The sequence below is a fragment of the Stenotrophomonas sp. YJH_SMC_27 genome, assembly GCF_059369815.1.
The window spans coordinates 288,663-308,685 of sequence record NZ_JCAFTA010000004.1; the positions used below are offsets into that span (position 1 = coordinate 288,663).

A 20,023-nucleotide genomic window follows, 5' to 3' on the forward strand; every position below is an offset into this window, starting at 1 on the left:
GAGCCGGCAATTGCCGCCCCCCTCCTTTGATCAATTCCGCGCGACCATGCCCTCGGCGCGGCTGTACACACGCAGGCGGTGGCCATCAGGATCTGCCCCGACAAAGGTATGGCCGAACTCCAGCGTCACCGGCGCCTGCAGGATCTCCACACCAAGAGCACGCCACGCATCGTGCATCTGCTGCACGGCGTCGGGGTTGGCGACCACCATCGCCAGCTCGGCGGCACCGGCCTGCGCGGACACCGGCGGTTGCACGTCGTCGCGCTGCCACAGGCCCAGTGCGGCGCCATCGCCGAGCAGGAACAGGGCGAAGCCGGGCGACTGCTCGACCGGCGGCTTGCCGAGGATGCCGCTGTAGAAGGTGGCGCTGGCGGCGACGTCGCGCACGTACTGCAGCAGGGTGCTGGGCTTGAACATGGGGAAGCTCCGTTGTTGGGAGCGATCATGGTGGTACGGCCCTGCTGACAGATTCTGTCAGTAGAGTCGACTGCCGGTAGAGTCGACCGTCGGTAGAGTCGACTGTTAGTCGACTGCTCTTCCTTCAACGCGCTTGAAACCCCGCGCTGCGCGCGATAGTCGACTAACAGTCGACTCTACCCCGCCGCCCGCTCCCCGCTGTTGCTGTGGCTACGAACGGTCCAGCCAGTCCGGCGCGATGCCCTGCGCCTTCTGCCAGCGTCGCAGCAGGGTGGCGCGTGGCACGAGGTAGTGATCCTCCAGCACACGCGCCTGGCGGATGCGGTCCAGACGGAAATGGCGGAAATCCTCGCGGCGCTCGCACCACGCCGCCAGCATCGGCACCTCATCGAAGTAGCCCAGCGCGAACGGCCAGACGATGCGCTCGCTGCGCTGGCCGTGCGCGTCCTCGTAGCCGAACTTCAGGCGCTGCTGTGAACCGACAGCCTCTCGCACGGCCTGCAGACGAGCTGGGGGAACCTTGGCCGCCGCACGCGAAGGGCCCACCCGCAGGCCACTGTCACGCAAGGCCTCGCGCCGCGCTGCGGGCAACACATGCGCGATACGCGCCAGGGCATCGCGTGCGGCCTCGGCCAGCGCCGGCTCGGTGCGCGCGGCGACCCAGCGCAGGCCGAGCACCAGCGCATCGATCTCGGCCGGTGGCAGGGTCATCGGCGGCAGGGTATCGCTCGGCGCCAGCTGGTAGCCGACGCCGGCCTCGCCACGCAGGTCGGCGCCCTGCTCGCGCAGGGTCTCGATATCGCGGTACAGCGTGCGCAGACTGATGCCCAGCGCGTCGGCCAGCGTCTGCCCGGCCACGGGTCGCCGATGGCGGCGCAGCAGCTGCAGCAGCTGGGTCAGGCGCAGCGCACGCGACATCAGCCGACCAGCGCGCGCGATGCCACCACGTGCTCGCCCGGTTGCGGGGCCAGCGCGGCCTCGACCAGTGCCTTGGCGATCTCGCTGGCCGGGTTGATCCGCCACGCCCGCGGCAGTACCGGCCCCAACGCGCCGAGTACCGTCAGTGCGAAACGCTCGCCGCGACGCACCTCGTTGCGCTCGCCACCGATCAGCCCTGGGCGGACCAGGGTCAACGAGTTGAAGCCCAGCGCGCGCAGATCGCGCTCCAGCTCGCCCTTCACCCGGCTGTAGAAGATCGACGACTGCGGGTTGGCGCCAGTCGCGGAATTCAGCACATAGGCCTGCGCACCCTGCGTCTGCGCCAGGCGGGCGAACGCCAGCGGATAGTCGTGGTCGATGCGATGGAAGGCCTCGCGGCTGCCGGCCTGGGCGATGGTGCTGCCCAGTGCGCAGATGACCGCGTCCACGCGCGCCCATTCTGGCGAAGTGGGCAGCGCGTCGAAGGCCAGCACCGGGTTCTCGAGCTTCCCGTGAGTTACACCCAACGGACGGCGAGTGGGCGCCACCACGGCGCTGCAGCGCGGGTCGTCCAGCAGCCTGGACAGGGTCAGCCCACCGACCAGGCCGGTCGCCCCCAGCAACATCACGCGCATCAGCACCTCCACTGCGGCATCCTGTCGCCCATCCTAGCCGTTCAAGCCGTCGGCGGCCGCGCCGATATGCTGGAACCAGTCCCTGCCAGCCCCAGGATTCGCTCCATGACGGACCAGCCCGACCACCGCCCTGCCTCCGGTACCGCCCTTGGGCCGCCGGCACGCGTGCGCGCGGTGGTGGACGATGGGCTGGGTGACCGCGTGGTGCTGCAGGGCGGCGGTGGCGTGGCCCTGCAGCAGCTGTTCGCAGGCGCCGACGCGCCGGAACCGCTGCTGGCGGCGTTCGCCAACGGCATGGCCACCCTGCCGGGCGAGCTGGGCGACATGGGCGACCGCCTGCAGTCGGCACAGGCCAGCGCCGATTGGCCGCGCTATGGGCGCGCGATGCGGCAGCTGATCGACAAGTACATCCGCACCATCGAACAGCATTCCCCAGACGGGCAGCCGGAAAGCCTGCGCTTGTCCGAGCAGCTGCGGCTGCTGCTGGGCGGTGCGGTGGTGGCCCTGCTGCAGCACGACCCGGACCTGCGCGAACAGGCGCAGGCCCTGGCCACGCGCCTCCGCCAGTGGCAGCCGGGTACCGCACTGGAGCCGATCGAACAAGGAGTGCGCGAACTCGGCCACCAGGTCGGTGTGCGTGCCGAGAGCTGGCAGGAGCAGCAGGCGCTGCTGCTGGAGCTGTTCGCGCTGCTGCTGGAGAACGTCAGCGAGCTGCTGGATGACCGCAGCTGGCTGCAGGGCCAGATCGCGGCAGTACGCCAGCTGCTGGACGGGCCGTTGGAAGCGGAAGCGGTCGAGCGCACCCGCGCCGAGTTGCGCGAAGTGATCTACAAGCAGGGCCTGCTGCGCCAGGGCATCGACGATTCGAAGGCCGCGATGCGCGGGTTGATGGGCGAGTTCATCGAGCGCATGGATGGCATGGCCACGAGCACCGGCGAATACCACGACCGCATCGGCAGCTACGCACTGCAGCTGCGCGAGGCGCGTAGCATCGCCGACCTCAACCAGTTGCTACAGGACGTGATGCGCGACACCGGCAAGGTGCAGCAGCAGGCCGCGCAGGCCCGCGATCACCTGGCCAGCGCGCGGCAGGAAGTGGAACGCGCAGAGCAGCGCATTGCCGAGCTGGAGCAGGAACTGCGTGCTGCCGGTGACCTGGCGCGTATCGATCCGCTGACCCAGGCACTGAACCGCCGCGGCCTGGACGAACTGCTCCAGCGTGAACTGGCGCGTGCCATGCGCAACAACTCGCCGCTGGGCGTGGCGGTGATCGATCTGGATGATTTCCACCTGACCAACGAGGCGCACGGTCACGCTGGTGGCGATGCTTTGCTGCAGCACCTGGTGGCCGTGTGCAAGCTGCTGCTGCGCGCCACCGACGGCATCGCACGGTTGGGCGGCGACGAGTTCGTTCTGGTACTGCCGGAAACCCAGGGCGCCGACAGCATGGCCACCGTGCAGCGCCTGCAACGTTCACTGTCGCACCGCGTGCTGACCGTGCAGGACCGGCGCGTGCCGGTGCATTTCAGCGCCGGGCTGGCGCAATGGCAACCCGGTGACGATACCGAGACCCTGCTGCGCCGCGCCGATGACGCGCTGTATGCGGCCAAGCGGCAAGGCAAGAACCGGGTGCAGGCGGGCTGATGATCCAGCGTGCAGACGGTGTAGCGCCCGAGCCCATGCTCGGGCGGCGGCGCGCAGCGCCGTAGAGCAGCCGAGCGTGGGCTAGGCTCTACAGATCATTTCCCGCGCAGCTTCTGGAACCCGGTCACCGCCGCCAGCACGATGGCGCCGGCGATGATGCCGACCACCATGTTGGCCGCAGCACTGATCAGCCAGCCCCACTGCCCTTCACCGCCCAGCGCCTGCACCGCGTGGTGCAGCGCCGGCACGTTGTGCACCAGGATGCCGCCGCCGACCAGGAACATGGCGATGGTGCCAGCCACCGACAGGAACTTCATCAGCCACGGCGCCGAGGCCACCAGGCCGCGACCGAAGGCGGCCAAAGCCCCACCCTTGCGCGACAGGTACAGGCCGACGTCATCAAGCTTCACGATGCCCGCCACCAGCCCATAGACGAAGACCGTCATTGCCAGTGCAACCACGGCCAGCGTGACCAGCTGGTTGGTGAACGGTGCGGTGGCGACCACCCCCAGGGTCAGCACGATGATCTCGGCCGAAAGGATGAAGTCGGTGCGGATCGCGCCCTTCACCTTGTCCTTCTCCCACGCCACCATGTCCACCTGCGTATCGGCCAGCGCCTTGCGCCGTTCGGCCTGATGCTCGGCGTCGTCCTCAGCTGAGTGCAGGAAGCGGTGCGCCAGCTTCTCCACGCCTTCAAAACAGAGGAAGGCACCACCGATCATCATCAGCGGCACGATCAGCGGCACGTTCCAGCCGCGGCTGCGCAGCCAGGCCTCCAGGGCGCTGATCGCCAGTGCTGCCGGTACCAGGATCACCTTGTTGACCAGCGAGCCCTTGGCCACCGCCCACACCACCGGCAGTTCACGGTTGGCGTTGACTCCGGTCACCTGCTGCGCGTTCAGCGCCAGGTCGTCGCCCAGCACGCCGGCGGTTTTCTTCGCCGCGACCTTGGTCAGGACCGAGACATCGTCGAGGAGGGTGGCGATATCGTCGAGCAGGGCGAACAGGCTGGCACCGGCCATGGGAAGTCCAGAGAGGGAATGAGCGGATTCTGACCGATCCGGTGTGGACTGCGGAAGACGTCGGATTCACCGCGTGCCCACCGCCCCCCGGCGACACTGCGGAATCCGGACATCGCCGGCCCGTGGCCGGCGCTACCTGTCTTCGTCGCATGGGAGTTCCGCTTGAGCAATCCGCCCACCGCCAATGGCAATCCTCCGCTGGTCAAAGGCATGAACCGGCGCAGCCAGATCCTGCGCCTGCTGATGCGCTATCGCCATTCAGGGGTGTTCTCGGGCATGAACCTGGATGCCGCGGGCAATCCGGCCGACGTACCGGCAGATGGCAACCCGGAACAGTTCGTCAGCGATCTGGAAGCGCTGGGCCCGACCTTCGTCAAGCTGGGCCAGACGCTGTCCACGCGCCCGGACATGGTGCCGGTAGAGTTCGCCACGGCGCTGGAGCGCATGCAGGAAAAGGTAGCGCCGATTCCCGTCGAGCGCATCCACGCCATCATCGAGCAGGAGCTGGGCGTAGGGGTGAACAAGCTGTTTGCCGCGTTCGACCCCGAGCCGCTGGGCTGCGCATCGATCGCGCAGGTGCATCGGGCCGTGCTGCACGACGGACGCCAGGTGGCGGTGAAGGTGCAGAAGCCTGAAGTGGCCGCACAGCTGCGCTCGGACCTGGAGGCACTGCGCAGCTTCGCGCTGGCCGCCGACCACCTGACTCAGGTGGGCCGCCGCGTGCGTCTGCGCGACTGGCTCAACGAATTCGCCAAGACCCTGATGCAGGAGCTGGACTACCACGCCGAGGCCGAGAACCTGGCCCGTTTCGGCCGACACCTGAAGCCGTTCCGCCGCCTGTGGATTCCGCAGCCGCTGTGGGACTACAGCAGCCAGCGCGTGCTGACCATGGAACTGGCCACCGGCGTGCGCGTGGATGCGATTCCCGATGTGCGCCGCACCGAACAATCGATGGACCCGCTGGCGGCGGCGCTGATCCGCGGCTACCTGGACCAGATCTTCGTGCACGGCGAGATCCACGCCGACCCGCACCCCGGCAACCTGCGGGTGATGCCCGATGGACGGCTGGCGATCTTCGACCTGGGCATGGTTGCGCACATGCCGCCGCGCCTGCGCGAGCGCTTGCTGAAGATCCTGTTCGCAGCGGTCGATGGCCGCGGCGAGGAAGTGGCTGACGACCTGATCAGCATCAGCACGCGGCTGGAGGCGTTCGACGAGGAACGTTATCTGCGCGAGACCGGCCAGTTGATCGCGCGTTACGCCGCCAGCGGCACGTTCTCCGAAGGCCGCGTGGTGCTGGACATGGTGCGCATCGCCACCGCCTGCGGCCTGCGCACGCCGCCGGAACTGAGCCTGCTCGGCAAGGCCCTGCTCAACCTGGAAACCGTGTGCCGGCTGCTGGCGCCCGAGCTGGACACGCGCCGCATCGTCGAGCGCCAGCTGCAGCATGTGATGCGTGCGCGCCTGAAAAAATCACTGTCCGCAGCCAACATCGCCAGCGAGGCGATGGAGCTGCAGCAGCTGCTGCGCGATGGGCCGCGCAAGCTGTCGGACATCATGGCGCTGCTGGCCGAGAACCGTCTGCAGATGAAGGTGACGGGCCTGGAAGAATCGCGGCTGATGGAGAACCTGCAGAAGATCGCCAACCGCGTGGCGGCCGGCATCATCAGCGCGGCATTGATCATGGCCGCCGCGATGATGATGAAGATCGACACCGGCTGGCACCTGTTCGGCTATCCACTCATCGCCCTGATTCTGTTGTTCATCGGCGTAGTGCTCGGCCTTGGCATCGTAACCAGTGCATTGCTGTTCGACCGTCGTGCGCGGGCACGCGAAGAACGCGGGCATCGCTAGCGCATCGACGAAAATACCCGTATTCATGCAATTTTTAATGCAATCCAGCTACCCCTTTCACGCTCGTTTTACCTTCTGAGCGCGATTACGCGCGCGTCATTTCAACAAACATTTCAGTCAGGTTCGTGCATGCACTATCGGGTCATCGGCCTGTCACATGCATGTGCTTGCGGCAGCGCCGGTCGGATGGACACGCGTCGGTACGACGTCCATCACCACCACCCCGTCACTGCCGAAGCTGCCTATGCTCTGGATACTGCTGCTGTCGTTGTTGCTGTTGTGCTGGTTGTTCCTCGCGTCCGACAAGTGGGTGTGGTGGAAGGCCGGCGCGTTCTCGCTGCTGCTGCTCATGCTCAGCGCATGGTGGCTGATCGACAAGCTGTCCGGTGATGGGCTCAACGCTGCCACCCTTTACCACCTCGGCGCCGACATGGAAGGCGCCGGTGTCTCCGACTTCAAGGGCTACATCGCCGGCTTCATCGTGCTGGCGCTGGTCTCGCTGCTGCCGCTGTTCGCCACGCGGGTGAAGCGCTGGCGCCGGCCCGGCCACGGTGGCGCGCTGTTCGCGGGCTTCGCGGCCGTGTGGGTGGCCACGATCATGATCAGCCCGCTGGCCCGCGACGGCCAACGCCTGTACCAGCAGCTGCGCCCGGTCGACTTCTCCCGCATCGCCCCCGAGTATCAAGTACCGACGCAGCCCTTGCAGCGCCCACGCAACATCGTCTGGATCTACGGCGAGAGCCTGGAGCGCACCTACCTGGACGAGAACGTGTTCCCAGGCCTGATGCCCAATCTCAACCGCCTGGCCACGAAGTCGCTGGACGTGCGCGGCCTTGCCTCGGCCGAAGGCAGCGGCTGGACCATCGCCGGTCTGGTGTCGTCGATGTGCGGCGTGCCGCTGACCACCTCGCAGGGCGATGAAAACAGCATGGACCGGATGGGCAGCTTCCTGCCCAAGGCAGTGTGCCTGGGCGACTACCTGAAGCAGCAGGGCTATACCAACCATTACCTGGGCGGAGCCAACGGCCAGTTCGCCGGCAAGGGCCAGTTCCTGGCCAGCCACGGTTTTGACGAAGTGCATGACCTCGCCTGGTTCAAGCAGCAGAAAAAGATCGGTCGCATCCACTACTCGGCCTGGGGCGTGCACGACGACGTGCTGCTGGATACCGCCTACCAGCGCTTCGAACAGCTCTCGCGCGCCGGCTCGCCGTTCATGCTCACCACGCTCACCATGGACACCCACCACCCGGCGGGCCACCTGCCGGTGTCGTGCAAGGGCGAGCGCTACCAGAGCCAGTACGGCAACATCAACATGCTCAACGCGCTCAAATGCAGTGACCGGCTGATCTCGCAGCTGGTCGAACGCATCCAGGCCAGCCCGTACGGCAAGGACACGCTGATCGTGATCGCCTCCGACCACCTGGCGATGCCCAACGATCTGACCCACATCCTGACCCGGCAGAAGCGCGAGAACCTGCTGCTGTTCCTGGGCGATGGCATTACGCCGCAGCAGCTCAGCGCCGACGCCGGCACCACGCTGGATTCGGGTGCGACTCTGCTCAGCCTGCTGGACCCGAACCTGAAGACGATGGGCTTCGGCCGTTCACTGATCGACCCGCAACGCGCGCCCAGCGCCAGTGTGGCCGCGCGACGCGACCAGGGTCGCGACTACCCGCAGTATCTGGCGTTCGCCCGTTCGCTGTGGCTGGGTGAACCTACGCGTGAACTGAAGATCGACGGCGACGACCAGGTGGTGGTCGGCCTGCAGCACGTGCAGCCACCGGTGCTGCTCGAGTACGACAAGGACTGGGGTTTGAAGTCGGTCTACCTGGAGAACACCTCGCGCCAGTTCGATGACGCGGATCCGGACAACACGCTGGCCTATGTTGATCGCTGCACCGCGTTCGAGGACGGCTCGGCCGACGGTGACTGGTGCGCGCTGCTGGTCAACCGCGACAACGGCATCAAGCTGTACCGCGACAACGACCTGCGTGCCGGCATCGCCGTGGATGCGCCGCTGGATGCGTTCCAGGGACCGCGACCGAGCGTGCGCCAGGCGCACATGATCACCCAGAAGGGCCGCCGTACCCGTGCCGGCCAGTACATGCTGCAGCTGGTGGCGAGCACGCGCCCGGATCGCGGTTTCTGGATCGAAGCGGTGTCCTCGCAGCGCAAGGTGGTGCTGGCCCAGCAGTGGGTGCAGCCCGATGCGGACGGCAAGATCAACGTGTCTTTCGGGCTGGACCACGAAGTGGACGATCTGGAGATCCGCGCGTGGTTGAACCATGCCGAGAAGCTGGCAGTGGATACGTTCGCACTGGTGCCGTCGCGCAGCCGACCGCGAGGGTAGGGTTCTTTGCAGGGCTGCGCCCTGCACCCGTGGTAGTGCCGGCCGCTGGCCGGCAACTCCAACAGCAACAGCGTGCATTCCGTGGTTGGGCGGGGCGGTGCCGGAGTGCGGGGACGCCGTGAATCCGTCCCTGTAGGCTTGGCAGCCGCATCCATGCGGCTGACACCCCGCACTCCGACACCGCCCCACCTCTGACAGATTTCTGCGGCTGTCGGTAGGTGTCGACCTTGGTCGACACAATCTGTCAGATATCGAAAATCAAGATGGGGTCAGATCCGTTTTCCTCCGGAAAGCGGATCTGACCCCAAGAGCATTTCCGACAGATCGCGGAAAACTGTCGAAGGCGGGGTGGGTCCGGTTGCGGGGGCGTGAGCCGCATGGATGCGGCGACCGAGCTTACATGGACGTACTTGCAGCGTCCCCCGCAACCGGACCCACCCCGCCATCCCTCAGGAAACCAGCCTTTGCTGTTGCTGTTGAAGTTGCCGGCCAGCGGCCGGCACTACCGCGGGTGCAGGGCGCAGCCCTGCAGAACACCCCCTACTCCTGCGGATCGCGGGTGATGTGGATGTCGGTCGGGGTCGACAGCGGGATGTTCCGCTCCGCCAGGATCTGCAGCAGGCTGAAGTACAGATCGCTGCGGGTTGCATACACCTGCCGCGGGCTGGCCACGTACGCGAAACTGTTGATGGTGATCTGGCCACCGGCAATGCTGTCGATGTAGACCGTCGGTGCCGGCTGCTGCAACACGTTGGTGTGCGCGGTATACGCATCCAGCAGCGCCTGCCGCAGGTTGCCGACATCAGTACTGGGCGGCACCGCGAACTGGATCTGGATGCGGCCCTGGTTGTTGCCCATCGTCATGTTGCGCACGGTCTTGGTGACCAGCTCGGAGTTGGGCACGATCAACGTCGACTTGTCGCCCACCTGAATCTCGGTCGATCGCAGGCTGATGCGGCGGATGTCGCCCTCCTGGTCACCCAGCTTCACCCAGTCGCCGATCTTCACCGGCCGCTCGGCCAGCAGGATCAGGCCGGAGACGAAGTTCTGGGTGATCACCTGCAGGCCGAAACCGATACCCACCGACAGCGCGCTGACCAGCAATGCCAGCTTGCTCAGCTGCAGGCCCATCGCCGACAGCGCCCAGATCACCGCGATGATGATGCCCACATAGCGGGCTACCGTACTGACCGAATTGCGTGCGCCCAGGTCCAGTTCGGTCTTGGGCAGATAGGTGTCGGTCAGCCAGCGCTGTACCAGCTGGGTAACGGCCAGGCCAGCCAGCAGCACCAGCACCGCCAGCACGATGCGCACCGGCTCCAGCTTGGTTCCGCCAATGTCGAATCCAGAGGTGAACAGCGAGGAGAAGCGCTCCACCACCGCGCCGATGTTGCCGAACGGTGCCACCAGCGCCAGCAGCGCGATCAGTACGACGATGGTGCGCAACGCCGCCGACAGCAGCACGCCCGCCTGTTCCAGCCGCGATACGCTCAGGCCGGTGCTGAGCAGGATGGTCTGGCCGACCTTGCTGTCGGCGTTTAGCATCCAGGTGCTCAGGTCATCGACGAACTTGAACAGCAGGGTCGCCGCCAGCACCACGATGCTGCCGCCAATCAGCTGCTGGTTCACGAACTTGGCGAAATTCAGGTAGCCCATCAACGTCGCGGCGATGGCGGCCACCACCGCGACGTTGCCCGCTACGCGTGCCAGTACCAGCCAGCTGCTGCGGCGCACCGGCGTTGCCGCACCCACGCCATCGGCCTGTGCCTCCAGCTTGGCCTCGGCTTCGGCGGTCTGCCGCCGATGCAGGCGCGCCAGGGTCACCAGCATGGCCATGATCAGGCCGAGGTAGGTCAGGGCAATCAGGCCGTCCAACGCCACCGTGGTGACGTCGCTGGTGCGCGTAGCCTGGTCGAGGGCCACCAGCACCGTGCTCAGCCAGGCCAGCGCCGCCGCGCCCCAGGCGTATTTGCGCAGCTTCAGCGCGGCGGTGTCGTCCAGGTTCAACAGCCGCCATGACGGGCGCTTGGGCACCAGCAGGCAGGCGCTGAGCGCGGCAATGAAGGCGGCGCGGAACGTGGCCGTCTCCAGGCCGTCGGCCACCACCTGCAGGCGCGGCGCGATGGCATCGATGGCATCCAGCGCCGCCATCAGTACCACCACGGCATAACCGGGCAGCAGCGTGCCCACCAGCAGCAGCCACATCGCCAGTCCGGATCGACGCAGGCGACCGTCCGGCGCGCGCTCGGACGCGGCGAACTGCCGCCCCAGCCTACGCAGCCACAACCGCAGCGGGAACATCATCACCAGCGCGGCCAGCAGGCCCAGCAGCGGCGTACCCCAGCCATTGGTGCGGATGCCGGCGACCAGCGCGTCACGCCCCTGCTCGGCCAACGGCGCAACGCGCGCGATATCGATCGGCAGGCGCTCGGCCACCTTGCTCCACAACGCAGGCGACAGCGGCGAGGCGACCTTCTGGCCCAGTTCTTCCGTACGTTGTGCGGTGCGCTGCTGCTCGATGTCCGCCGCCAGCTGCTGTGCACGCACGGCACTGGCCTTGGCCTGCGCCACCGATGCGGCCAGCCCATCGCGCTGCTTGTTGAGGGTGCGCCGTTGCGCCGCCAGTTCGGGCGGCTCGGTGGCGCCCTCGGCAGGCGTGCCCAACTGCGCCAGCTGTTCGTCGAGGCGGTCCAGCTGCGGCTGCAGCGACTTCTCCAGCGCCTCGGCGTCACGCCGGGCCTTCGAAGCATCCTCGGACAGCATGGCCAATGTTTCGATGGCCGCGGCATCACCACGCTTGCGGTCGACTTCCTTCAGCTTCGCATCGATATCCGCCAGCTGCTGCTTCGGCGTGGGGTCCTCATCCTGTGCCAGCACCGGTGCGGACAGCAGGAAGGCAGTGCACAGCAGCAGGGCCAGCCAGGGCCCCCGTGCACGGATCGATCGCAGGAAAGAAGACACGCCAGACATACCAGTTCGCGCGGACCACCGCGCCTGCGCGCGACTATACGGCACAGGCGGTCAACAGCGGATGGGCGGCCCCGTCAGCGTCGCGCGTCAGTACTTCAGGCGCAACTCTTCCACCGTCGGCTGTTGCAGGGCATACCAGTCCTGGAACTCTTCCTCGGTAATCTCATCGGGCGCATACACCGCCACCGGGTACCAGTCGTGGTCGGTCGGCAGCGGCTGGCGCGGGCCGGCACGCAGGCTGTAGCTGACGCCCTCGTAGTCGACCAGGTCATCGACCTGCGGCCACTGTTCGCGTGCGAACGCGGATTCACTCTTCAACAGGATCACCTGGTACATCGGCACCTCCACCTCGGTTGGATCAGGAAAACACGGCGCTGGCGGCAGGATACCGCCAGGCCGGTGGCAACAGGCACGTCGCAGCGGCGACGGAACGTTCTGGACACGGCCATCGCCCCGGCTTCACCCGCCCATGGCGAGCCCATCGGCATCGTGGAGACCCACCCCTGCCACCACTGCCGATGACCGACCACCCACCGCTGAAGACCGTCGCCGACCTCAAGCTGCCCCGTTACCTGGGCACCTGGTACGAGATCGCCCGTCTGCCGATGCGCCACGAGCCGGAAGGCTGCACCGACGTGTCGGCGCACTACACCCTGCTCGACAACGGCAACGTCGGTGTCACCAACCGCTGCCGCATGGACGGCGAGATCGAAGAGGCCACCGGCGAGGCCTGCGCGATCGACAACGACAGCGCGCGCCTGGAGGTCAGTTTCCTGCCCAAGGGCCTGCGCTGGCTGCCGTTCGCCAAGGGCGACTACTGGGTGATCCAGATCGCCCCGGACTACAGCGTTTCGCTGGTGGGCAGCCCGGATCGCAAGTACCTGTGGCTGCTGGCACGCGAGCCGCAGCTGGACGCCACCGTGCAGGAACATTATCTGGCCGCAGCGCGCCTGCAGGGCTTCGATCTGTCCGAACTGATCCAGACCCCGCATACCGGCCACCCGACCGCCTGAGCAGCACACTCCATGGACCTGAAAAGTGGCTACCCGTGGTGGGCCATACGCAACGGACTGATCCAGGCGTTCCCGCCGCTGGAAAAGGACCTGCGCTGCGACGTGCTGGTGGTCGGTGGCGGCATCACCGGTTCACTCATCGCCGACGAGCTGTCCCGGCATGGCCATGACGTGGCCTTGATCGAGCAGCGCGACATCGGCTGGGGCAGCACGGCCGCGAGCACCGCGCTGCTGCAGTACGAGATCGACACCCACCTGCTGGAGCTGGCCCAGCGCTATGGCAACGATGCGGCCGCCCTGGCCTACCGTGCCTGTGCCGATGCGATCCCGGCATTGGGCGAGGTGGCACGTGGGCTGAAGGACGTGGATTTCCGGCAGATGGACAGCCTGTATCTGGCCAGCCGGCGGCGCGACGTGCCGCGCTTGATGGCCGAAGGTGCTGCGCGCCGCGGCATTGGACTGGACGCCCGCTGGCTGGACCGCGAAGCCCTTCGCGAACGCTTCGACGTGGACGCCGGTGGCGCCCTGCTGACCCGCCAGGCGGCCCGGGTTGACCCCTACTGCCTTACCTACGGCCTGCTCAAACGGGTGCGCCGGCGCGGTGGCCATGTGCACGACCGCACGGTGCTGCACACGCTCAAGCCCGGCGCGCAAGGCGTAAACGCAATGACCGAGGCCGGCGCCACTGTCCGCGCCCGCCATGTGGTCCTGGCGATGGGCTACGCCAGCCAGCGCTGGCTCGAGCAGCGGGTCGCACGCAACCGCAGCAGCTATGCCTTCATCACTGATCCCATCGATGCGGGCGCGCTCGGCCGGCTGCGCAACACCATGGTGTGGGAGAGCGCACGCCCGTACCTGTACCTGCGCGCCACCGGCGACCGCCGCCTGCTGGTGGGCGGGCTGGATGACGCCATCGACATTCCGGCTCGCCGCGACCGGCGCGTGCAGCACAAGGCCGACAAGCTGATGGATCAGCTGCTGCACTGGTTCCCGCGGCTGGACCCGGTGCCGGCGTTCTCCTGGGGCGGCACCTTCGCTGAAACCGCCGACGGCCTGCCGTTCTTTGGCCCGCACGACCAGTGGGGGCCGCGGGTGCATTTCGCCATGGCCTACGGCGGCAACGGCATCACCTATTCGATGATCGGCGCGCAGCTGCTGCGGGCCCGGATCGAGCGGCGCAGGCATGCGCTGGAGGGATTGTTCGGATTCGGGCGGTTGTGACCTGCGGCCAGGCACGGCCTGGCTCTACCCCAATCCGGTGCCGACAGGCATCATTCAAGCAACCCCTGCTAGCGTCGGCCTGTACCGCCGCGTGTTGCGTGGCCACCTGTCCGCTGGAGCGCCGTCATGATCCGCCCCCTGACCCTGCTGCTGTGCCTGGCCCTGCCGGGAACCGTGCTGGCCCAGTCCGCCGCTGGCGCCACTGCGCCGCAGGCCGCTGGCCTGGACCTGACGCTGCCGCAGGCGCCAATGCGCTACCTCAACGACCCGGCCCTGCAGCAGGACCCGCCCGGCACCTATTACGGTGACAAGAGCGGCCCGCGCGTGCACGACGACGCGAAGATCGCCGACGTCACCGACGACAAGGTCAAGGTGTCCGGCAGCTTCACCACCGGCATCGGCTATTCCAAGAACGGTGGCAACAGCCACTACAACGCCGCCACGCTGAACCTGAGCAAGAACTACACCACCGATGAGGGCAAGACTCACGGGGTCAACGTCAACATCCACGTCAGCGAAGGCAAGGGCCCGGGCTTCTTCGGCCCGTATGGCGGCTACTACGGCCGCGGCCCGGGCTATTGGGATTACCCGCCGCCGTTTGGCTGGTAAGCAGCCCTGTAGAGCCGAGCCCATGCTCGGCTACGGTTGGCCGGAAAGCCGAGCATGGGCTCGGCTCTACAGAGGCCAACGTCAATCCAGCCAGCCATCGCGCTCGCTGTGCAGGATGCGGCCGTCATACCCGCTCAGGCGCACATCCACCTTCTGTTTGCGTGCATTGCGGGCCTCCAGCGACCAGGTCGCACCATCGCGTTCCAGCGAATGGATCTCGCGCAGGCCATGCGCCTGTGCCCGTGCCAGCACCTGCTCGGTGGTCAGCAGCGCGCGGCCGCTGTGCTCGTCGAAGATCTCGCCGGTCTTCGGGTCCACGTAGACCTCGCTGAAGCGGCCATCGGCGCGGCTCACGTCGGCCTCCCACAGGCCATCATCGCGTTCGATCTCGTGGATCTGGGTGTAGCCGGCCTTGCGCAGGGTCTGTTCAACCTGGGCCATGCCCAGCGGCGCGGCCTGTACGGCCGGCGCGACGGTCAGCAGGGCAACAGTGGCGAGGGTGAGCGACTTCAACATGGGGGTTCTCCTGTTCGTGTTCGTGGCCGGACCATCCCGGCAACGCCACAATGCACCCCGTGGTTAACAGCGCCTTAGCCGGCACTGTTAGCCAGCTGTTAGTCACCCCCGGCACACTCACGCCTGTTCCTACAGCCCTCCCTGCGCCCCGATGCTCTCCACCCTGCCCCTGCTGCTGGCCCTGGCCAACGCCCCGACCGCCGCCGCGCCCCTGCAGGACCCGGCGCAGCAGGTCGCGCGTCGCGCCGTGCAGCAGGGCCGCTACGTGCCATTGGAAAGCGTGGTGCGCGATGCACTCAAGCGCTTTCCGGGGCAGCTGCTGGAAGTGGAGCTGGACGATGGTGTCTACGAAGTGGAGATCCTGCGCGGCGACGGCGTGGTGGTGGAGCTGGACTATGATGCGCGCAGCGGAAAGCTGCTGAAGACGGAGCTCGACGACTGATGCGCATCCTGTTGGCCGAAGACGATGCCGCACTGGCACAGCGCCTGGTGCCCCTGCTGGAGCAGGCCGGCTACGTGGTGCATGTGGTTGCCGATGGCCGCCAGGCCGAGGAGATCGGCCAGATCGAAGACCTGCAGGCGGCCATCGTTGACCTGGGCCTGCCCGGGCTGGACGGACTGAGCGTGATCGAGCGCTGGCGCGGCAATGGCCGCAGCTTTCCGGTGCTGGTGCTGACCGCACGCGGGCGCTGGCACGACAAGCTGGCCGGCTTCGATGCCGGTGCCGACGACTACCTGACCAAACCGTTCCAGGCCGACGAACTGGTGCTGCGCCTGCGCGCCCTGATCCGCCGCAGCCATGGCCATGCCAGCCCGCGCCTGCACTGCGGGCCGCTGCAGCTGGACGTCAACGCCGGCCGCTTCGAACTGGACGGACAGCCGCTGGCGCTGAGCCCGCAGGAGTTCCGCCTGCTCAGTTACTTCATCCACCACAGCGGCCAGGTGATCGGCCGTGATCGCCTGGGCGAGCAGGTGTTCGAAGGCGGCCACGACCCGGACTCCAACGCGCTGGACATGCTGCTGGGTCGGGTCCGCCGCAAGCTCGGCATCGATCTGATCCAGACCGTGCGCGGCCAGGGCTGGCGGCTGGCCGCGCCGTGAGCCGGCAACCGTCGCTGCGACGGCGCCTGCTGCTGGCCGGTGGCGTCGGCCTGCTGCTGGTCTCGCTGCTGGCCAGCGCGCTGCTGGGCGAGCTGTTCAAGCGCAGCGCGCGCGACCGCCTCGATCACGAACTGCAGCAGGACATGCTGACGCTGGTCGCGCAGATGGAAGTTGCTTCCGACGGCCAGCTGCAGCTGCGCCAGGAACCCAACGACGCGCGTTTCCAGCGCGTGTTCTCCGGTGCCTACTGGCAGATCGCCGGTGCCGATGGCCGCGTGCTGCTGCAGTCGCGCTCGCTGTGGGATGAAACCCTGCCAACCACGACCACAGGTGCGGCCACCCGCAATCTGGCCGGGCCGCTGCAGCAATCGCTGCGCGCACGCGTGCAGCAGGTGCGCCTGCCGCGCGCCAGCGAACCGTTCGTGGCGGTGGTTGCCACCGATCGCAGTGCGCTGGATGCGGATGTTGCCGCGTTCCGCAAGCGCAGCGCCATCGCCCTGGGCGTACTGGTTGCAGCGTGGCTGGCGGTGCTGGCCAGCCAGGTGCACTTCGGCTTGCGCCCGCTGCATCGCCTCGGTGCACAGCTGGAACGGGTACGTCGCGGCGATGCGCAGCGCATCGACACGCAGGGGCTGGGCGCGGAAGTCGCACCGCTGGGTGAAGAACTCAACGCGTTGCTGGACCACCAGCAACGCATGGTCGCGCGTGCGCGCACCAGTGCACAGGATCTGGCGCACGCGCTGAAGACTCCACTTAGCGTATTGGCCACCGAGGCCGACGGCGACGGTACGCGCTGGCGTGCCACCGTGCGCGAGCAGAGTGCGCGCATGCAGGCCAGTGTCGACCGTTACCTGGCTGCAGGACTGGCCGCCGACCATCGCCAGCGCAGCGACGTTGCGACTGTCGCGCAGGCGCTGTGCCGGTTGATGGCACGCGTGCACGGCGAGCGCGGCATTGCGTTCACGGCGGAAGGCATCGATCCGATGCTGCAGTTCGCCGGTGCCAGTGCGGATCTGGAAGAGATGCTGGGTAATCTGTTGGACAACGCCGGGCGATGGGCACGGCAGCAAGTCAGCGTCGGCGCTGACATCCATGAAGGGCGGCTGCGCATCGACGTGCGCGATGACGGCCCCGGTCTTGCGGCAGAGGCGCTGGCGCGGGTGGTACAGCGTGGCGTGCGGCTGGATGAGCGCGAAGGCAGCAGCGGGTTGGGCCTGGCAATCGTGGGCGATATCGCCGCCAGCTACGGCGGGCGGTTGGCGTTGGAGAATTCGCAGCCCGGCCTGCGCGCAACGTTGTGGTTGCCGGTGGGGTGACTCGTCAACGCTGGAACGCCAGGCCGGTAGAGTCGACTGTTAGTCGACTTTCGCGCGCAGCGCGGGATTTCCAGGCACCGCAGCCAAGAGCAGTCGACTAACAGTCGACTCTACCCGCCTTCGCCGGGCATTTCAGTACCCCATCAGCGGTGATGCATCCACCAGCAATCAATCGCGTCCAGCACGATGTGGATGATCAAACCGATGCCGAACAACCGCGTTCTCTTCGGCACGCACAGCCCTGCATAGACCGCAATCGCCGGTGCGGTGTGCAGCGGGTGGAAACCGATGCTGCAGCGGTTCGGTGCGTAGATCGGGTCGGCCAGCAGGTGGTCCAGGTCGATGATCCAACCCAGCAGCATCAGCAGCCACGCCGAAGCAAAGCGCTTCCGCCAGAACAGCCATGCCAGCAAAGCTGGCACGGCGGCATGCAGGAACAGGTGGAAGATCGCGCGCGCGCTCATCGGGACCGGTAGCGCCGGGCCTATGCCCGGTGTTCGCGTTTACCTCAGACCAGCGGTTCGTCGGACAGGTAGGTGTAACCGGTCAGGCCGGCTTCCAGTGCCTCCGACAGCTCCTGCGCGCGTTCCGGCGACAGCTGCGCCTCGGCCACGCGCTGCGCATAGGTCGCACGCAGCTCATCCAGGCGGTAGCCCACGTAGTCCAGCATCACGTCGGTGGTGTCGCCGCGGCGCTGCTGGGTAATGGCGTAGCCATCGGCATCGGCCAGCACTTCCACCGCGTCGGTATCGCCGAACAGGTTGTGGATGTCGCCCAGGATTTCCTGGTAGGCGCCGACCATGAAGAAACCGATGCGGTAGCTCTCGCCCGGCTTCATCTTGTGCAGCGGCAGCGAGCTGTCCAGGCTCTCGTTCTCGACGTAGGTTTCCACCATGCCATCCGAGTCGCAGGTCATGTCGGCGATGATGCCGCGGCGGTCCGGGGTTTCGTCCAGGCGCTCGATCGGCACGATCGGGAACACCTGGTCGATCGCCCACACATCCGGGATCGATTCGAACACGCTGAAGTTGACGAAGTACTTGTCGACCAGGCGCTCGTTCAGTTCGTCCAGCACCGGGCGGTGGCTCTTCTCGTCATAGCTCAGGCGCGCACGCACGCCGTGGGCGATGGCGTAGAACAGATCGTCGATGCGCGCACGCTGCGGCAGGTCGATCTGGCCCAGCGCGTAGCTGGCCAGGCCTTCGGCATGGAAATGCTGCGCTTCCTGGAACAGTTCCACCGCCGGGCGCACGTCCAGTTCGTCGTGGATCTCGCGCAGGTGGCGGATCGCCGCCGGCTCGTCGTCGTGCTGGTCAGGCACGCGGCCTTCCTGCGCCTCTTCCACTTCCGAGACGTTGGCGATCAGCACCGCGTGGTGCGCGGTCATCGCGCGGCCGCACTCGGTGACGATGCGCGGCGGGGTCAGGCCGAACTCTTCGCAGGCATTGGCCAGCGGCTGCACGATGTTGCTGGCGTAGGAATGCAGGCCGTAGTTGATCGAGCAGAAGCTGCGCGAACGGGTGCCTTCATAATCCACGCCCAGGCCACCGCCCACATCGACGTGGGTGATCTTCGCGCCCAGGCGCGACAGCTCCACGAAGTAGCGGGTGGCTTCGCGCATGCCGTTGGCGATGTCGCGCACGTTGGAGATCTGCGAGCCCATGTGGAAGTGCAGCAGGTTCAGGCAATCGGCGTACTCGGTGTCACGCAGCGACTTCCACAGGTCCAGCAGCTGGCGCGGCGACAGGCCGAACTTGGCCTTGTCGCCACCGCTGTTCTGCCACTTGCCGGCGCCCAGCGAGGCCAGGCGCATGCGCACGCCCAGGCCCGGCTTCACGTCCAGCGCCTTGGACTCTTCCAGCACCAGCTTCAGCTCGGACGGCTTCTCGATGACGATGAAGGTCTGCAGGCCCAGCTTGCGGCCGATCAGGGCCAGGCGGATGTACTCGCGGTCCTTGTAGCCGTTGCAGACGATCAGCCCGCCCGGGCGCGACAGCGCCAGCACGGCCATCAGCTCGGGCTTGCTGCCCGCTTCCAGGCCGAAGCCTTCGCCGTGGTGGCTGGCCAGGGTGCCGGCCACGCCGCGGGTCTGGTTGACCTTGATCGGGTACACGGCGGTGTAGCCGCCGCTGTACTCCCAGTCCTGCTGGGCCTGGGCGAAGGCCGCCTGCAGCTTGCCCAGCCGCTGGCCGAGGATGTCCGGGAAGCGCACCAGCAGCGGCAGCTTGGCGCCGGCCGCGCGCGCCGCATCGACCACCTTGGGCAGCGACACCACCGGGCCGTCCGCCCCGGTCGGTCTCACCACCATGTGCCCGGCCTGATCCACGTCGAAGTAACCGTCCGCCCAATGCGGGATCGAGTAGGTCTTGCGGGCTTGGTCGAGGGACCAATCGGTCATTTCAGTCGGCCTTGTTGGCAATAAAAGGGGGGGCATGAT

At 67.2% G+C, this 20,023-nt stretch carries 17 protein-coding genes and 1 pseudogene; 9 read left to right on the top strand and 9 right to left on the bottom strand.

Annotated elements, in window-relative coordinates; genetic code table 11:
- Positions 1-30: 30 nt before the first annotated feature.
- The 3 genes from AC5P7R_RS09115 to AC5P7R_RS09125 form a co-directional block, all read right to left on the bottom strand.
- Positions 31-417, bottom strand: a complete 387-nt coding sequence (locus tag AC5P7R_RS09115; RefSeq protein ID WP_478436065.1) for a VOC family protein — start codon at positions 415-417, stop codon at positions 31-33.
- 210 nt (positions 418-627) lie between these two features.
- Positions 628-1,335: a helix-turn-helix transcriptional regulator gene (locus AC5P7R_RS09120; protein WP_111099326.1), complete on the bottom strand. Its 708-nt coding sequence runs from the start codon at positions 1,333-1,335 to the stop codon at positions 628-630.
- Positions 1,335-1,970, bottom strand: coding sequence for a Rossmann-fold NAD(P)-binding domain-containing protein (locus AC5P7R_RS09125; protein WP_188249682.1), 636 nt, complete (start codon positions 1,968-1,970; stop codon positions 1,335-1,337). The genes AC5P7R_RS09120 and AC5P7R_RS09125 overlap by 1 nt, the downstream gene beginning before the upstream one ends.
- Positions 1,971-2,075: 105 nt before the next feature.
- On the opposite strand from AC5P7R_RS09125, the gene AC5P7R_RS09130 reads away from it, so the two are divergent.
- Positions 2,076-3,614, top strand: coding sequence for a GGDEF domain-containing protein (locus AC5P7R_RS09130; protein WP_478418988.1), 1,539 nt, complete (start codon positions 2,076-2,078; stop codon positions 3,612-3,614).
- Between the two features lie 95 nt (positions 3,615-3,709).
- On the opposite strand, the gene AC5P7R_RS09135 is transcribed toward AC5P7R_RS09130, so the two are convergent.
- Positions 3,710-4,636, bottom strand: a complete 927-nt coding sequence (locus tag AC5P7R_RS09135; RefSeq protein WP_021202649.1) for a DUF808 domain-containing protein — start codon at positions 4,634-4,636, stop codon at positions 3,710-3,712.
- A 207-nt stretch (positions 4,637-4,843) separates the two neighbouring features.
- Here AC5P7R_RS09135 and AC5P7R_RS09140 point away from each other — a divergent pair.
- Both AC5P7R_RS09140 and AC5P7R_RS09145 read left to right on the top strand, forming a co-directional pair.
- A pseudogene (locus AC5P7R_RS09140) lies at positions 4,844-6,490 on the top strand (ABC1 kinase family protein); the annotation flags it as partial.
- A gap of 244 nt (positions 6,491-6,734) precedes the next feature.
- The gene (locus tag AC5P7R_RS09145) at positions 6,735-8,840 is read left to right on the top strand and encodes a phosphoglycerol transferase I (RefSeq protein WP_227853775.1); all 2,106 of its coding nucleotides are present in this window, start codon (positions 6,735-6,737) and stop codon (positions 8,838-8,840) included.
- Positions 8,841-9,380: 540 nt separating this feature from the next.
- Here the strand turns inward: AC5P7R_RS09145 and AC5P7R_RS09150 are convergent.
- Positions 9,381-11,810: a DUF3772 domain-containing protein gene (locus AC5P7R_RS09150; RefSeq protein WP_171952545.1), complete on the bottom strand. Its 2,430-nt coding sequence runs from the start codon at positions 11,808-11,810 to the stop codon at positions 9,381-9,383.
- 87 nt (positions 11,811-11,897) lie between these two features.
- Entirely contained in the window at positions 11,898-12,146 is a 249-nt protein-coding gene (locus AC5P7R_RS09155; protein ID WP_021201923.1) for a hypothetical protein, read from the bottom strand.
- Between the two features lie 182 nt (positions 12,147-12,328).
- Between AC5P7R_RS09155 and AC5P7R_RS09160 the strand changes: the two genes are divergently transcribed.
- The 3 genes from AC5P7R_RS09160 to AC5P7R_RS09170 all read left to right on the top strand — a co-directional run bounded on the left by AC5P7R_RS09160 (position 12,329) and on the right by AC5P7R_RS09170 (position 14,653).
- Positions 12,329-12,823 (top strand): lipocalin family protein, encoded by a 495-nt coding sequence (locus tag AC5P7R_RS09160; protein WP_188249685.1) that lies wholly within the window; start codon positions 12,329-12,331, stop codon positions 12,821-12,823.
- 12 nt (positions 12,824-12,835) lie between these two features.
- The gene (locus AC5P7R_RS09165) at positions 12,836-14,044 is read left to right on the top strand and encodes an NAD(P)/FAD-dependent oxidoreductase (RefSeq protein WP_478436066.1); all 1,209 of its coding nucleotides are present in this window, start codon (positions 12,836-12,838) and stop codon (positions 14,042-14,044) included.
- Between the two features lie 126 nt (positions 14,045-14,170).
- Entirely contained in the window at positions 14,171-14,653 is a 483-nt protein-coding gene (locus tag AC5P7R_RS09170) for a hypothetical protein (protein ID WP_005411364.1), read from the top strand.
- Positions 14,654-14,734: 81 nt separating this feature from the next.
- Here AC5P7R_RS09170 and AC5P7R_RS09175 read toward each other — a convergent pair whose 3' ends face one another.
- Positions 14,735-15,169, bottom strand: a complete 435-nt coding sequence (locus tag AC5P7R_RS09175) for a PepSY domain-containing protein (RefSeq protein WP_021201926.1) — start codon at positions 15,167-15,169, stop codon at positions 14,735-14,737.
- Between the two features lie 151 nt (positions 15,170-15,320).
- Here AC5P7R_RS09175 and AC5P7R_RS09180 point away from each other — a divergent pair, with 151 nt between their 5' ends.
- From AC5P7R_RS09180 to AC5P7R_RS09190, 3 genes are read left to right on the top strand one after another with little or no spacing between them, the layout of a single operon-like run.
- The gene (locus tag AC5P7R_RS09180; protein WP_021201927.1) at positions 15,321-15,611 is read left to right on the top strand and encodes a PepSY domain-containing protein; all 291 of its coding nucleotides are present in this window, start codon (positions 15,321-15,323) and stop codon (positions 15,609-15,611) included.
- On the top strand, positions 15,611-16,270 hold the full coding sequence (locus AC5P7R_RS09185) for a response regulator transcription factor (protein WP_021201928.1): 660 nt from the start codon (positions 15,611-15,613) through the stop codon (positions 16,268-16,270). The genes AC5P7R_RS09180 and AC5P7R_RS09185 overlap by 1 nt, the downstream gene beginning before the upstream one ends.
- Positions 16,267-17,586, top strand: coding sequence for a sensor histidine kinase (locus tag AC5P7R_RS09190; protein ID WP_478436067.1), 1,320 nt, complete (start codon positions 16,267-16,269; stop codon positions 17,584-17,586). Before AC5P7R_RS09185 ends, AC5P7R_RS09190 begins: the two co-directional genes overlap by 4 nt.
- A 143-nt stretch (positions 17,587-17,729) precedes the next feature.
- Here the strand turns inward: AC5P7R_RS09190 and AC5P7R_RS09195 are convergent, their stop codons facing one another.
- Both AC5P7R_RS09195 and speA read right to left on the bottom strand, forming a co-directional pair.
- Entirely contained in the window at positions 17,730-18,050 is a 321-nt protein-coding gene (locus AC5P7R_RS09195) for a DUF6122 family protein (RefSeq protein WP_019661547.1), read from the bottom strand.
- A 44-nt stretch (positions 18,051-18,094) separates the two neighbouring features.
- The gene (gene speA, locus AC5P7R_RS09200; protein WP_005411370.1) at positions 18,095-19,984 is read right to left on the bottom strand and encodes an arginine decarboxylase; all 1,890 of its coding nucleotides are present in this window, start codon (positions 19,982-19,984) and stop codon (positions 18,095-18,097) included.
- Positions 19,985-20,023 lie beyond the last annotated feature (39 nt).

Coding starts and splice junctions, on each gene's coding strand:
- speA (WP_005411370.1), bottom strand. CDS start 19,984: ATGACCGATTGGTCCCTCGACCAAGCCCGCAAGACCTACTCGATCCCG.
- AC5P7R_RS09160 (WP_188249685.1), top strand. CDS start 12,329: ATGACCGACCACCCACCGCTGAAGACCGTCGCCGACCTCAAGCTGCCC.
- AC5P7R_RS09195 (WP_019661547.1), bottom strand. CDS start 18,050: ATGAGCGCGCGCGCGATCTTCCACCTGTTCCTGCATGCCGCCGTGCCA.
- AC5P7R_RS09125 (WP_188249682.1), bottom strand. CDS start 1,970: ATGCGCGTGATGTTGCTGGGGGCGACCGGCCTGGTCGGTGGGCTGACC.
- AC5P7R_RS09130 (WP_478418988.1), top strand. CDS start 2,076: ATGACGGACCAGCCCGACCACCGCCCTGCCTCCGGTACCGCCCTTGGG.
- AC5P7R_RS09170 (WP_005411364.1), top strand. CDS start 14,171: ATGATCCGCCCCCTGACCCTGCTGCTGTGCCTGGCCCTGCCGGGAACC.
- AC5P7R_RS09145 (WP_227853775.1), top strand. CDS start 6,735: ATGCTCTGGATACTGCTGCTGTCGTTGTTGCTGTTGTGCTGGTTGTTC.
- AC5P7R_RS09180 (WP_021201927.1), top strand. CDS start 15,321: ATGCTCTCCACCCTGCCCCTGCTGCTGGCCCTGGCCAACGCCCCGACC.
- AC5P7R_RS09120 (WP_111099326.1), bottom strand. CDS start 1,335: ATGTCGCGTGCGCTGCGCCTGACCCAGCTGCTGCAGCTGCTGCGCCGC.
- AC5P7R_RS09175 (WP_021201926.1), bottom strand. CDS start 15,169: ATGTTGAAGTCGCTCACCCTCGCCACTGTTGCCCTGCTGACCGTCGCG.
- AC5P7R_RS09185 (WP_021201928.1), top strand. CDS start 15,611: ATGCGCATCCTGTTGGCCGAAGACGATGCCGCACTGGCACAGCGCCTG.
- AC5P7R_RS09135 (WP_021202649.1), bottom strand. CDS start 4,636: ATGGCCGGTGCCAGCCTGTTCGCCCTGCTCGACGATATCGCCACCCTC.
- AC5P7R_RS09115 (WP_478436065.1), bottom strand. CDS start 417: ATGTTCAAGCCCAGCACCCTGCTGCAGTACGTGCGCGACGTCGCCGCC.
- AC5P7R_RS09150 (WP_171952545.1), bottom strand. CDS start 11,810: ATGTCTGGCGTGTCTTCTTTCCTGCGATCGATCCGTGCACGGGGGCCC.
- AC5P7R_RS09165 (WP_478436066.1), top strand. CDS start 12,836: ATGGACCTGAAAAGTGGCTACCCGTGGTGGGCCATACGCAACGGACTG.
- AC5P7R_RS09155 (WP_021201923.1), bottom strand. CDS start 12,146: ATGTACCAGGTGATCCTGTTGAAGAGTGAATCCGCGTTCGCACGCGAA.